This window comes from Acidobacteriota bacterium (assembly GCA_016196065.1).
Taxonomy (GTDB): domain Bacteria; phylum Acidobacteriota; class Terriglobia; order Terriglobales; family Acidobacteriaceae; genus Acidiflorens.
The window spans coordinates 10,739-24,644 of sequence record JACPYL010000012.1; the positions used below are offsets into that span (position 1 = coordinate 10,739).

Here is a 13,906-nt window from a genome sequence, read left to right on the forward strand (position 1 = left end):
TGCATTTTTGGAAGGCGGCCCCATCCACAGGGCCGCGTTCTTTTTTTGTCCCGAGGTCATCCCTGTTAGGTCAAATCAATCCCTAAAGTCATTCCACTTCCAACTTCGTTTCAAATTCAATCTCAACTCTTGACGCAGACCCTCGCCTCTGACAAACTTCCCGCTGGCTTTCGCAACACGGAGCATTCAAATACCTGCTCAACCAAATCCCGTTTCTTGTCCGCTCCGTTCGTCTCCCCTCATTGACGTCGGCAAACTAGCCTCCGGTCTGTGATCTTGGATTGCTGCTTCTGATCCGCCCCGGTATCCCACTTTCATTTCGTGGCAACGCACGGTGGCAGCGCTCTTTTTGCAACATCAGAAAAATATTTCCGAATTAGTCTTTCCGATTTCGGAAGGAGAAAAACATCATGGCCTTCTCTAAGAATCTGCCCCGGATTATTTTGTTTCTCGCTTTGTCCTCCCTCGTCTTCGCGCAATCTCCGCAAGGACGCATTTCGGGCCGCGTTACCGATGCGACTGGAGCCGTCGTCTCCGGCGCCAAGGTCACCATCCTCAACACTGCAACCGGCATCACCCGCGTCGTCACGACTTCGGCCGGAGACTATTCCGCGCCCAATCTGGACCCCGGCAATTACACCGTCACTGTCGAAGCCACCGGCTTCAAGAAGACGATGAGCGCTCCACTCGTCCTGGAAGTTTCCCGCGACGTCCGCGCGGATCTCCAGCTTCAGCCCGGTGCCGTGACCGAAACCATGACCGTCACAGCTGAAGGCACACTCGCCGATACCACCGACACCACGCTCAATGGCGTCCTGTCCAACAAGGCGATCATCGACTTGCCCGTCCAGGGGCGTGACTTCCAGGCTCTCCTTGAACTCCACCCCGGCGTGCAGAGAACTCCCGGCGGTGGTTTTCATTCCGTAACTTCGAACGGCAATCGCACCGACGACAACAATTACTTCATCGACGGCGCCGACGACAACGATATCTACTACGGGGACACGGTCGTAAACGGCGCTGGCATTGAGGGCACACCCGCCAGTTTCCTGCCGCTCGATTCCATCCTCGAATTCAATACTCAGGAGAGCCCTTCCGCGGACTACGGCGCGAAACCCGGTGTCGTCATGAACATCGGCCTCAAGTCCGGCACCAATGACATCCACGGCAGCGCCTACTATTTTCACCGCAACTCGGCCTTCGACGCCCGCAACTACTTCAATCCCACCGGGCCCATCTCCGCTGTTCTCATGCACCAGTTCGGCGCATCCTTCGGCGGGCCGATCAAGAAGAACAAATGGTTCTATTTCCTCAACTATGAAGGAATTCGCGACCGGATCGGAAATCCCGGAATCGTAGACAGCCCCGTCATGTCTTCTCTGGCCGAGCAACTCGGGGGCATCGCCGATGAAGATGGCGCTCCTCTCTCCGCTCTTTACAGCGTCCCCGACGCGATCGCCTACTACAGCGATCCTTTCAACGTCGCCTACTGCAACGAAAACATCGGCGGCACTTGCGCCGTGAGCCCGCTCAGCCAGTCGTTGTCCTCGCTCTTTTTGCCCAATCCCGGGTTCACGACCTGCCCACTCACCTTGGATTGCGATCCGGCCGCCATCAACTTCAATTTTAATAACAAGAATCGCGGAGACAACCTGGTCGCGAAGACCGACTACACACTGAACAACCACAACATCCTCACCGGCCGCTTTATCTACAGCAATACCAATCAGACGGAAGAAGATTTCATCGTGTTGCGTCCCGAATGGCTTTCCTCGGCGCAACCTACCACCCAGGTGTTTGGCCTGAGCCTGGCCTCCACCTTCGGTTCCGGATGGACCAACGAAGCGCGCTTCAGCTTCAACCGCTTCAGTGAAGCCATCAATCCCGCCGACCACAATGTGGATCCCCTCAAGTACGGACTCAATACCGGCGTCACGGATCCTCGCCGCTTTGGGTTCCCCCGCATCAGCCCCGGCGGCGAATTTAATTCCATGGGCGGTAATTCCAGCTGGCCGCTCTTTACCACGCCCAGCGCGACCAACATCATTTCCGACACCGCCACTTACAACCATGGACGCCACTCCATCCGTTTTGGCGGACAATACCGCTTCGGCAATGTCGACTACTTCCGTGCCGGCAACGGCCGTGGACGAATCGACTTCCGCCACCTCGACCGCTTCATCGACGGCAACGTACGCCGCTGGCGCTTCCTCTACGGCGATCCCACCCGCGAGCTCAGCCAGAAATCGTTAGGCTTCTTTGTACAGGACGACTTCCGCGTCCGCTCCAACGTTACCCTCAACCTCGGACTGCGCTACGACATCACCTATCCCATCAAGGACGCGCACAACCAGCTCGCCAACTATGTTCCTGAAGTGAACGGTCAACCCGGCGGCATCGTCCAGGTCGGCCAGGGCATCAGCTCTCCCTATCCCACCAACTACAACAACTTGTCGCCCCGCGTCGGCGTCGCCTGGGACGTGTTCGGCAAAGGCAAGACCGTGGTTCGCGCCGGATTCGGCATGATCTTCGAACAGCCCTCGATCCGCACTTTCGCCTTCAACGGCGGCGGTCTGAACCTCAATCCGAGCGGCATCCCCTATGCCGTCGACTACAGCGGCAACCTGGTGCAGCCCAAGGGAAACATCACTTCCTTCCTGCAAATATCAAGCGACTCCAGCCTCATTAACTGGTCGCCCGAGGGCCCGATCTTTCCCTCTGGTGCATCCGTCAATTTCTGCGACGTGGCCGACAACATTGCCAGCCAGTGCGATGTGTTTGGCGTAGATCAACATCTGAAAACGCCCTACGTCATGAACTGGAATTTGAACATCCAGCAGGAATTGACCAAGTCGACGCTGCTGCAGATCGCCTACGTCGCCAACCGCGGCGTCAAACTCTACAGCGTAACGGACATCAACCAAGTCAACCCTGCTCTCGACGACGGCTCCGAAGCCTTTGGCCGCCCTCTCACTACCAATTGTCCTGAGCCCGTCGGCCTGGGAAACGGAGGTCCTTGCTTCCCCTACATCGGCTTCCTCAGCTTCCTCAGCAATCACGCCAACTCGAGTTTCAATTCGCTGCAAATCACGCTGACCAAGCGTTACTCGCACGGACTGTACTTGCTCGCCGGATACACCTACGCCCACGCCATCGACACCGCGACTAGTAATTTGGCGGGCGTGCCTCCTAACAGCCTCAACTACAACTCCGAGCGCGGCAATGGCGACTACGATATGCGCCATCGCTTTACGTTGTCCGCTACCTACGATCTGCCTTCGATGAAGTCCAAATGGCAGATGCTGGAGGGCTGGCAGACCGCGACCGTCATCAACGTGCAAGGATCGTTGCCCTACACCCTCAGCGATTTCGGCGACGATATCAGCGGCACCGGGGAATTCAACGATCGCTGGAACATGTCCGGACCGCCGAAAAACATCCACTGGTCAGCAAAACAATCAATCCCTTACATTTCCGACTTCTCGACCGACGACAGCGGGAATGTAACCGGAAATCAGCAGTGTATCGATGCCGCGGGAGGGCCGACCACCGATGCCGCTCAGCAACTACTGAGCTTCGGCTGCTTCGTTTCCGGCAACACCGTGATTACACCACCTGTGTTCGGTGCACAGGGCAACATGCACCGCAACATCTTCCGCGGCCCGACCTTCACCAACGTCGATTTCTCGCTCTCGAAGATATGGAAGCTCAGCGAGCGCGTCAAAATGCAATTCCGCGGCGAAGTATTCAACATCTTCAACCACTCGAACTTCGACTACTTCACGTTAAACACCGATCTCTCCAGCCCCTTCGACGTGGGTTTGGCGAGGTTCACCCCGGATGTGGGCAATTCCAATCCGGTAATCGGCTCCGGCGGCTCAAGGCACATCCAACTCGGCTTCAAGGTCATCTGGTAGCCGGTTTCGGAGTCTCGGGAAGAGGTTTGCTAAAATCGTAGTAGTCGATGGCAGCCTCTTCCCAACTCGTTCAGATCGAACTCGGGCCACCGGTCCGCAAGCCCAAGCCAGACTGGCTGCGCGCGAAAGCGCCGGTCGGGGATAACTTTCACAATTTAAAGAAGCTGGCGCGCGGCCTTGGACTTCACACCGTCTGCGAGTCGGCCCAATGCCCGAACATCGGCGAATGTTGGAATCACAAAACCGCGACTTTCATGTTGCTCGGCGACATCTGCACCCGCCGCTGCGGATTCTGCGCCGTGCCCAAGGGGCGTCCCGAGCCGATCGATTGGGATGAGCCGCGACGGGTCGCGGAAGCCGTGGTCACTCTCGGCCTGAAGCACGCCGTCATCACCAGCGTGAATCGCGATGACGACAATGTTGGCGGCGCGAAAATCTTTGCTGAGACCATCCGCGAGATTCGTGAACTTGTTCCCGACTGCCGCGTCGAAGTCCTGATCCCCGATTTCCAGGGACTCGAAGAGCCGCTCCGTATTGTCCTCGAAGCCAAGCCCAACGTGCTCAACCACAATACCGAGTCCGTCCCTCGCCTCTATCGCGTCGTCCGCTCTGGAGCGCGCTACCAGCGCACTCTCGACCTGCTTGCCAACGCGAAGAAGTGGGATCCCGACATGGTCACCAAGAGCGGCGTCATGGTCGGCCTCGGAGAAACTACCGAAGAATTAATCGACGTCTTCCGTGACCTCGGCGCCCGTGGCGTCGATATTCTTACCGTCGGACAATATCTGCGGCCTTCAAAAGATCATCTTCCCATGGCGCGCTTCTACGCCCCCGACGAATTTGTTTTCCTCAAAGAGCAAGCTCTGAAGTTTGGCTTCAAGCACGTCGAATCCGGACCCATGGTGCGGTCCAGTTATCACGCGCACGAGCAGGCGGATGTCGCTGCCCGCTAGAACTTCGTCGCTCGTCAATCGTCGTTCGTCGTTCGCCTTTTTTTTCTGGCTGCCGTTATCGGTCCATTTGCGATTTGCAGTTCTGTCGTGCCTTTCCTTTGCGCGCTCCGTCGCAACCTCTCAAGCACCATCGCCTTTGGGTGGCGCAGCGCTTCAGCGCTGCGATCAGACGCCCTTCAATTTGCCGGCTTTAGCCGCCGAGGTTCGGCCGCGCTCACCGAGAATTGAATGGGGCTTCAGCCCCGGTGCGTGGAGCGCATGACCACCATCCTCCTCGTCCTCCTCGGCCTTTTCGCCGGACTCGTCGGCGCCCTCTCCGGCACCGGCGGCGGACTCATCCTCGCTCCCATGCTCGCTCTTTACTTCGGACTCCCCATCCACCAGGCTATCGGCACCAGCCTGGTCGCGGTCATCACCACCTCGGCTGCCAGCTCTTCAGTTCACTTGCAACGGCACACCGCCGACATCCGCCTTGGCATGACCCTCGAACTCGCTACCGCCTTCGGCGCAGCCGTCACCGCATATCTTGTCGGCTACATCAACCGCACAGCGCTGGAAATTTTGTTCGCCGCATTCCTCTTGTATGGCGCCTTCACTATCCTGCGCAAAGGCGGCAAGACCGAAGATGCGCAGGACGAACTTGTTCCCGCCAATGGCGACGCCTTGTTCCCACCCTATGAGCCAAAACGCCTTCCCCTCGGCATGGGAGCGTCGCTCGTCGCAGGCGGCCTCTCCGGACTCCTCGGCATCGGCGGCGGCCCGATCAAAGTTCCGGTGATGTATCTCTTCATGGGCGTGCCGTTGATCGTCGCGACCGCTACCTCAAATTTGATGATGGGAGTCACCGCCGCCGCGAGCGCCTTCGTCTATTACCGCCGCGGAGACATCCTTCCCGCGGTCGCCGCCCCGCTGGTCGTTGGAGTTTTCGTAGGATCGCTCACGGGAGCGCGCCTCTCGCCGCGCATTCATCACAAGTGGGTCGCGCGCCTTCTTGTCACCATCATGCTTTATCTGTCGGTTCACATGCTCGTGCACATCGTGGGGAAATTCCTGTGAACGAAAGACGCGAACCCGGATTCGATCGCGCGCTGGCCTACGTGCTCAGCATCGGCGCATACGCAGGATTTTTCGTGATGGCCGCTGGAGCAGTCGCGTACATCCTGGTCGGCGGAGTCGTTGCCGCTCGCCTCGAATTGACGGGAGTGCTGATTTTGCTGGCGACACCTGTAGTCCGCGTTTTCGTCGCCATGGTCCTGTTCTTCCGCGAACGAGATTCCCGGTACGGATGGATCTCTGCCGGAGTCCTCCTCATTCTCTTGCTGGGATCCGTCTTCGGAATCGGCGAACGCTAATCACCTGATCAATCCGTAGACACGCGGCTTGCCGCGTCTCATAGAAACTCATCCCAACTGAAATTAGCCCTTGCGGAAGATTCTCGTTACGATTCGCCGCGCACGCGCTTCAGGAACGCTTTGCCCCTGCGTTCGAACACCGCCGTCTGCTCCGCTAACACACGATCGCGTAAACTCGCTGGCTCGATCACTTCCACATTCGCGCCCAACCCGAGCACCACAAACCGCGCTTCGTCTTCATGATTGAATCGCACAACCAGCGTGATCCAGCCTTCGGCATCGGGAGTCTCGTTCGGCTGTATCTCCGCCGCCAGTTGCCACATCTTGATCCACTCCGCCGACCGTGGCTCCAGTCGCAGCGTTGCCATGTGTGTCCGCCACCCTTCCTGAAATTGCTTGGTCGACGATTCCCAATACTCTGCCAGATCAAAACCTGTCGGCCGCTCACAGGCTTGCTCGAGCACTCGTACCTCCTGAATTCTCGAAACTCGAAATGTCCGTAATCCTTTCGGAGTATTTGCCACCAGGTACCACGAACTTCCTTTCGCAACCAGCCCGAGCGGATCGACGATACGTTCCGCTGCTTCTCTCCCGCTGGGCTTGTACCGCATCGATAGCTTGCGATCCCGCGCCACTGCGTCCTGCACGATGGGCAACATCACAGGACTCTCCGTGCTTCCGCGCCATGCCGTCGTATCCACATGCAGGCGTTGACGGATCGACGCCGCCTGTTCCCGCAACGAGTCCGGAAGAGCGGCCATGAGTTTTCCGAGCGCACGCTCTGCAGCGGCCGCGAGCTTGCGGTCTCCGATCACGCGCGGTTGCGCCATCAGCAGCGCGCGCAACTCCGCTTCATCAAGTCCTGGAACCTGCGTGCGCCAACCATCGTCAAGTTTCCATCCGCCTTGCGCTCCGCGCAATGCGAACACCGGAACTTTGGCCGCACTCAGCGATTCCATGTCTCGATGCACGGTTCGTTCCGACACTTCGAGCCGTTCTGCGATTTCGCGACCGGTCAACTGGCCGTACGCTTGCAGCATCAGAAGTTCGGACAACAACCGGTCCGCTTTCATCGGGAAGGCGCTCCAAAAACTATTTTCAGGGTCACATTTCAATTATGACATTCCTTGTCATATATGACGCCTTACCCTTGCAATCGCACCTTGAGGCAACCAGCCTCGTGGGAAGGATCCAATGAAAATGACGGAACTGTTCTTAGGCGAACTCGACCGGGAGGCAGCCGTGACCCGTCGAGCACTCGAACGTGTACCCGAAGGCCGCTACGACTGGAAGCCCCATCCGAAGTCGATGGCTCTGGGAAATCTTGCGCAGCTTTGCGCATCGATGCCGTCGTGGATCCCGATGATCGTGAATCAGGACGAACTCGACATCGCGCCCGCGGATGGCAAGAAATACGAGCAGGCGAAGTTGAGTACCCGCAAGGAACTAGTTGAGGCGCATGACAAGAATGTCGCGGCTGCGCGCGAGGCGCTTTCGAAAACTGCTGACGATCATCTGATGAAGAAATGGAAGATGCTGGTGGGTGGACGGGTGGTCGATGAAAATCCGCGACACATCGTCCTGCGCGACAGTGTGTTCAATCATCTCGCGCATCATCGCGGGCAACTTACTGTCTATCTCCGACTCAACGATGCGTCGGTGCCGGAGATATACGGGCCGTCAGCAGATGAAGGAAAGTTCTAAACTTCGCTTCGAGCTCCGAGCTCCGAGCTTGAATCAACAGCCTTTCGCTCGTAGCCCGTAGCTCGTAGCTTCTCTGCGAACTCCGAGGCGCTGACAGCAGAAAACCTACCAGACTCGGCAGGCGTTCTGATTCACCATCGGCGCATCGGCTTTGCACTGATACGCTTCGCGGAATTCGGGCATGTTCGATACTGTACCGTTCACGCGATTCTTACCGGGTGAGTGCGGATCAATTGCCACCAGCATGCGCGCGATGGCTTCTGTCCGGTTCTGGCACCAGACGTTGGCCCATCCGAGGAAGAAGCGCTGCTTCGCAGTGAGGCCATCCACTGCGGGCGGCTCCTTGCCGGCGAACGAGTTCAGCATCGCCATGTAGGCGATGCGCATGCCGCCGTTGTCGGCGGTGTTCTCGCCAAGCGTCAGCTTGCCGTTCAACTTCTGATCGTCCACGGCCACGAAGCTGCCGTATTGATCTTTCACGCAATTGGTCCGCTCTTCGAATTTCTTCTTGTCGTCGGCGGTCCACCAGTCGCGCAGGTTTCCGGCGGCATCGAACTGGCTGCCCTGATCGTCGAAGCCGTGCGTGAGTTCATGACCAATCACTGCGCCAATGCCGCCAAAGTTCATGGCGTCGTCGGCTTTGTTGTCATAGAACGGCGGTTGCAAGATTCCGGCCGGGAACGTGATGTTGTTCTCGAGCGGATTGTAACTGGCGTTCACGGTCATCGGCGGATACGGCCAATCCCGCTTGTCGAGGGCAGTCTCGATCTTGTTGAGGCGGCGTTGCAGGTCATGCGCGTTGGCGCGTTGTGAATTGCCCAGCGCGTCGCCCCGCTTGATCTCCAACTTCGAATAGTCGCGCCACTTGTCGGTGTAGCCGATGCGGTTGGTGATCGCGGCCAGTTTGACCAGCGCCTGCTTCTTGGTGTCTTCGCCCATCCAGGGAAGCGACTTGATGTCATCCGACAGAGATTTCTCGAGGGCGTCGACCATGGACAGCGTGCGCGCTTTGCCTTCGGCTCCGAAAGTTTGTTGCACGTAGACTTCGCCGATTGCGTCGCCCAGATCGCCATTGGCATAACCGACGCAGCGTTTCCAGCGCGGGCGCAATTCTTTCGTGCCCTGCAGAGTCTTGCTGAAGTAATCGTAATTCTCGTTCACGAACGCACTCGACAGAACCGCCGCATTGGCGTGGACGACGTGCCAGCGCATGTAGGTCTTCCAGTCGTCGAGGGAATGAGCTTCGATGACGGTTTGCATCTGTTTGATGAAGTCAGTTTCGTCTACGTTGAGCGCATCGAATTTTGGCGCACCAACGCCGGCGAAGTAGACGTCCCAGTGAAACGCCGGGCTGAGGGCGGCAAGTTCCTGCTTGCTGATCTTGTGGTAGACCTTCTGCGGATCGCGGCGGCTGGTCTGGTCGAGAGCACCTTTGGCCAGGCCAGTTTCGATGTCCATCACAACCTTGGCCTCTGCCGCAGCTTTGTCAGGAGCATCTCCGAGCAGGATGAACATTTTCGCGACGTGCTCGACATACTTCTTGCGGAGGTCGGCGGACTTGGTGTCATCCTTGAAGTAATAGTCGCGGTCGGGCAGGCCGAGTCCGCCCTGATCCAAATCGGCGATGATCTGGCTGGCGTTCTTGAAGTCGGAACCGGAACCGAAGGAGAACAGCACATTCGCGCCTTCGCGATGCAATTGCAGGACCTGCTTCGCGAGGTCGTCCTTCGATTTCAGCGCGGCGATGTCTTTCAGATCACGCTGGAGCGGCGTCGCTCCGGCTTTTTCGATGGCACTCTCGTCCATGCAGCTACCGTAGTAGTCGCCAATTTTCTGTTCGGTCGGGGTTCGCCCCGCGGACTTGGCAGCAGCCTTCTCCAGGATGTCGCGGACGATGTACTCGCCGCGTTCCTGCAACTCATTGAACCGGCCCCAGGTGGCGCGATCCGCGGGCACCGGGTTTTGCGCCTGCCACTTGCTGCAGGCATAGGCATAAAAATCGGTGCAGGGATCGATGGTCTTATCGAGCATGTCGGCCGAGAAACGGACTTCAGCCTTGTTGGGAGCTGCAGCGCCACCTTGCGCCCAGACCGCAGGCACAAGAAGGAGACAAACAACTAAGAGTCTTGAAATTGAATTCATGGATTTCCTCAAATCGAGATGTCGACAGCAGGAGTGCACGATTAGATACGACGACGGTGCGGGAACAGTTCCCGGACAAACCATTGTAGAGGCTGGAGGGCGGATTCTGCATGCCGGCTTCTTGCTGAATTGCCTCAACCAGATGCCAGCGTCTATCAGCAGGCCAGGAACAGCAGGTCCCTCGCTTCGCTCAGGATGACAATTCGCTGAGGGGCGAGCTGTTTACCTCCGCAATCTGACCTCTTACCTCTGACCTGGTCAGAACACCTTGACGTGGAACGTCAGGTACTTCTTCGGATTCTCGCGAATTGCTTTTACCAGTTCCCGTGTTTCCACCAGCATCTGATTGCTGTTGTTATACAGGGCTGGATCCTTGAACAACATTCCTACCGACCCTTCGCCCTTCTGCAGGCGATCGGAGAGTTCAGCAAGATTGTTCATGGTGAGCTGCAGCTTGTCGGCGAATTCCTTGTCATGAGCGAATTTGCCCAAGGCGCCCTTGCCGGCGTTGATGTCGTCGGTCAGCTGCTTGACGTTGGCGATGGTCTTGTTCGCGTTGTTGTAAAGTTCTTCGTCTTTCAGCAGTTTGCCGGCTGTGCCCTTGCCTTGCTGCAGTTCATCGACGAGCAGATTCACCTTGTCGATGGCGGCGATGGCTTTCTTGTACGCTTCATCGCTCGTCAGCAGCGGACCAATGGATCCTTTCCCGCTCTGGATATCGGTCATCAATCCTTTGAACTCGCCCACCGTCTGGTTCAAGCGGTCGTAAAGTCCTGGATCATAAATCAGTTTACCGATGGATCCCTGCCCGCTCTCAACAAAGGCCACGATTCTGTCCAGGCGTTTGAGGAGCGCGTCCATGTTCTGCAACGTGCTCTGGCTGGCGCGAACGACGTCCTGAATATCCGGGTGATCGCGGGTAGCGAGAGTGTCGCCGTCGACGGCCTGCGGCCCCTTGGCAGTGTTGCTGCTGATATCGATGTAGGTCTCGCCCAACACTCCGGCGGTGGCCAGCGAGGTTACGGAATCTTTGTGCAGGTTGAACGCATACTTGGTGTTGACCTTCATCACCACTTCCACGGGTGCCAGGGCGTGGCCGGGCACCAGCCGGATGCTCTGCACATTGCCGATGTCGACGCCTTCCAGACGCACGGGCGCGCCAACGCGCAGTCCGCCTGAGTTGTCGAAATAAGAAGTAAGGGAGATCTTTTGGGTGAACACTCCGCCCGTGCCGCTCATGAGAAAAATGAGCACGCTGAGGATAATGACGGCGAACAGGACGGTGAGTCCTACCCGGAGTTGCGACCACTTGAGCTGTTTTTGGCTAGGCACGGTAGTTAGCGAAACAACAGGCTGACATCATAACAAAAGCCGCGCATATTGCATGGTCTTAAGAGCGTTCATGCCGCAGACGGGCGGAGCGTTCTCGCCAGCCCCATTGCCAGGAGGTAAGCGACCGCGCCACAGGCAAGGGTGGTGTTCAGTCCCCAATAGATCGCGATCACCATGGCCAGCACCGATCCGAGCACGCTGGAAGCCGCGTTCATCGCCCAGGCCCACTCCACCGCGTTCCCGGTTGTTTCGCCTTGTACGAGGGATTCTGCCCCGGCCAGCGCTCGCAGTCCGGTTGGGAATGGCATTCCCATCGCCAATCCTAGCGGGATCAGCAGCAGGGCGCTGATCAGCAGTTTCACGACAAAAGGCAGGCCGACCAGAGCATTCAACAACCCCGGTAGCACGACGACGTGAATACAAATCGCCGCCACCAGCAGCAAGAGAGGGATCCAAACCCTGGCCGGCTCGGTCAGCCAGCGCCTTGAGACCAGGCTTCCGCCACCGCTCGACAGCAAAAGCAGAAAGATGACGACCGTCAACGCGTAGGTGGGATGCCCGAGAAAGAGGACGAAGCGCTGGATGAACGCGATTTCAACGAGGATGAATCCCAGCCCGACGGCGACGAAATAAAGGAGCTGAATCCAACTTCCACCGGATTTTGCATGGCCACTGCCGAAGATCATGGGAAGAATGAGGAAGACGAGAACCGCCGCCAGCGAGATCAGGAACACCATGCCCAGCACGGCGACACCGAGGTTCACTTTCCAGTCGATTCCTTCGCGGAGGCCTTCGTCCCCAAAAGCCTGCTTGAGCTTGAGCGTGAAAAAGAAGAAGGGCGCGTTGTCGCTCACGGGAGCCACGTTGTACGCATAGTCTTTGGCAAACGCCCACGGATCGTTCTTTGCGATGAGTGCGGAAAACGGATTGGCTCCCGGAGCGGATGGCAGGTAGAGCGGCTCGAGGTCGCCATATTTTTCAAGGTGCCCCACGACGGCTGCTTCCTCTTCCGCGGTGAAACCGGACTTCTTTGCCAACACCACGACGGGGATACCGTCCTCGTCGAGTTCACCCTCCGACACTACGATGAAATTTCGCGCGGGATTCGCAACGCCGAGTTGATGGAGAGCTTCCATCGCAACCGAAACCACCCGCAGAGCTTCGCGCGGCTGATGAAATTCCCAGCGCGTGATGGCGATCATGCCATCCGGTTTCAGGTGCTGAAAGTATTCGCGGAATGCGTCCGCCGTATACAGGCTGTTCTCGCTGAGCGCGAACGCGCCAGCCGCAGTCGAAGCCCAGGTATCGACGAGGGTCATCTGGACGACGTCATACTGGTCTTTCGAATTGCGCACGAACGAACGGCCGTCGGTAACGTGAATGTGGACATCCGGACGCTGGTAGAGATGGTAAGAATATTCGGCATAGCGATCGCCCATCACGGTATTGGCGATGATGGGATTGATTTCGATGCCGGTTACGTTCGGACTGCCGTTAGCCACGGCGCGCAGGACGTCGACGCCGCCGCCTGGTCCGATAATCGCAAATTCGCCATGCGGCCGAAGAACGTTTGCCAATGCCGGCGGCGCGGACATCAGGTTCTTCTGCCATTCGCTGCCGGGCCAGTGATTCAGGTCGGCATTCATGATGTAGGTGGACGCGTCGGCGTCGATCACAACTGCCTTGGCGCCGCCCTGGTTATCGACTTCCACGCGGGAAATTGCGTTCCACTGCGCGAACTCCACCCACGAGCGATCGCGAAACATACCCTTCGCATAGATCACGTCGATCCATCGTCCGGCGTGATTGAAAAGAATCAGCAGCAAGAGGAGAGCAGGGACAATCGACTGCAGGTTGAAGCCGTAGAAAAACGGAAACGGCCCGTGCTTGGTGTGCTTCCGTTTCCAGACGATCGCCGCCACTCCCGAAGTCAACCCGGCGAACAGCACGGCGTTTGGGCCACCCATCCAATTGAGAATCGGGACCACCGCCAGGCAAGCTACCGCTCCTCCGAGTAAGTCCGCTCCGTAGAGGCGCGTCACGTGGCGGGTTTCGCGGGCGAAGACGACCGAGAAAATCAGCCCCGTAAAAAAGAAGGGCACGGTCGAGGACAAATAGATTGCGGTGAGGCGCAGCAAGTTCCATTGCGAAAGCTCAAGCGAGACGGGCACGTGCAGGACAATTTCCAGTGTCAAGAAAATGCTGACCGCATTGATCGTGCATAGAACGGCTGCCAGCCGCCGCGTTTCAAAGCGCGTGAGCCAGCGTCTGCGCAGGTAGGCAAACACTCCGCCGGCGCCGAGGCCGAGCAGAGCCACCGAAATCGCCAGGAATGCGAAGTGATAAAACAGCACGACCGAAAACAGACGGGTCAGCGCGAGTTCGAGCAACAACGCTGAGAAACTGGTCAGCGCGATGGCGACAAGCAGTGCGGAACTCGTGCGTTCAGGAGGAGGGGGAATTAAATTTGTGGCCATTGATCGTCGGAGGGAGGATAGCAGATCAG

Annotated in this window: 9 protein-coding genes; 5 read left to right on the forward strand and 4 right to left on the reverse strand. The window is 57.9% G+C overall.

Going from position 1 to position 13,906, the window contains the following annotated elements; genetic code table 11:
- The first annotated feature begins 410 nt into the window (after nt 1–410).
- From HY010_12145 to HY010_12160, 4 genes are all read left to right on the forward strand, one after another.
- Nucleotides 411–3,917: a TonB-dependent receptor gene (locus HY010_12145; protein MBI3476474.1), complete on the forward strand. Its 3,507-nt coding sequence runs from the start codon at nt 411–413 to the stop codon at nt 3,915–3,917.
- A gap of 47 nt (nt 3,918–3,964) precedes the next feature.
- The gene (lipA, locus tag HY010_12150; protein MBI3476475.1) at nt 3,965–4,870 is read left to right on the forward strand and encodes a lipoyl synthase; all 906 of its coding nucleotides are present in this window, start codon (nt 3,965–3,967) and stop codon (nt 4,868–4,870) included.
- A 228-nt stretch (nt 4,871–5,098) separates the two neighbouring features.
- Nucleotides 5,099–5,926, forward strand: coding sequence for a sulfite exporter TauE/SafE family protein (locus tag HY010_12155; GenBank protein MBI3476476.1), 828 nt, complete (start codon nt 5,099–5,101; stop codon nt 5,924–5,926).
- Entirely contained in the window at nt 5,923–6,222 is a 300-nt protein-coding gene (locus HY010_12160; protein MBI3476477.1) for a DUF1634 domain-containing protein, read from the forward strand. Before HY010_12155 ends, HY010_12160 begins: the two co-directional genes overlap by 4 nt.
- An 86-nt stretch (nt 6,223–6,308) precedes the next feature.
- On the opposite strand, the gene HY010_12165 is transcribed toward HY010_12160, so the two are convergent.
- On the reverse strand, nt 6,309–7,295 hold the full coding sequence (locus tag HY010_12165; protein ID MBI3476478.1) for a YafY family transcriptional regulator: 987 nt from the start codon (nt 7,293–7,295) through the stop codon (nt 6,309–6,311).
- Between the two features lie 121 nt (nt 7,296–7,416).
- Here HY010_12165 and HY010_12170 point away from each other — a divergent pair, with 121 nt between their 5' ends.
- Nucleotides 7,417–7,926 (forward strand): damage-inducible protein DinB, encoded by a 510-nt coding sequence (locus HY010_12170; protein ID MBI3476479.1) that lies wholly within the window; start codon nt 7,417–7,419, stop codon nt 7,924–7,926.
- A gap of 105 nt (nt 7,927–8,031) precedes the next feature.
- Here HY010_12170 and HY010_12175 read toward each other — a convergent pair whose 3' ends face one another.
- The 3 genes from HY010_12175 to HY010_12185 all read right to left on the reverse strand — a co-directional run bounded on the left by HY010_12175 (nt 8,032) and on the right by HY010_12185 (nt 13,877).
- Nucleotides 8,032–10,068, reverse strand: coding sequence for a M13 family metallopeptidase (locus HY010_12175; GenBank protein ID MBI3476480.1), 2,037 nt, complete (start codon nt 10,066–10,068; stop codon nt 8,032–8,034).
- Nucleotides 10,069–10,326: 258 nt separating this feature from the next.
- Nucleotides 10,327–11,400: an MCE family protein gene (locus HY010_12180; protein ID MBI3476481.1), complete on the reverse strand. Its 1,074-nt coding sequence runs from the start codon at nt 11,398–11,400 to the stop codon at nt 10,327–10,329.
- Between the two features lie 68 nt (nt 11,401–11,468).
- Nucleotides 11,469–13,877 carry a hypothetical protein gene (locus HY010_12185; GenBank protein ID MBI3476482.1) on the reverse strand — a complete coding sequence of 803 codons (2,409 nt, stop codon included), beginning with the start codon at nt 13,875–13,877 and terminating at the stop codon, nt 11,469–11,471.
- Nucleotides 13,878–13,906 lie beyond the last annotated feature (29 nt).

Bases quoted from the DNA above. Each gene is read 5' to 3' on its own strand.
- HY010_12185 (MBI3476482.1), bottom strand. From the start codon at position 13,877: ATGGCCACAAATTTAATTCCCCCTCCTCCTGAACGCACGAGTTCCGCA.
- HY010_12155 (MBI3476476.1), top strand. From the start codon at position 5,099: ATGGGGCTTCAGCCCCGGTGCGTGGAGCGCATGACCACCATCCTCCTC.
- lipA (MBI3476475.1), top strand. From the start codon at position 3,965: ATGGCAGCCTCTTCCCAACTCGTTCAGATCGAACTCGGGCCACCGGTC.
- HY010_12170 (MBI3476479.1), top strand. From the start codon at position 7,417: ATGAAAATGACGGAACTGTTCTTAGGCGAACTCGACCGGGAGGCAGCC.
- HY010_12165 (MBI3476478.1), bottom strand. From the start codon at position 7,295: ATGAAAGCGGACCGGTTGTTGTCCGAACTTCTGATGCTGCAAGCGTAC.
- HY010_12175 (MBI3476480.1), bottom strand. From the start codon at position 10,068: ATGAATTCAATTTCAAGACTCTTAGTTGTTTGTCTCCTTCTTGTGCCT.
- HY010_12145 (MBI3476474.1), top strand. From the start codon at position 411: ATGGCCTTCTCTAAGAATCTGCCCCGGATTATTTTGTTTCTCGCTTTG.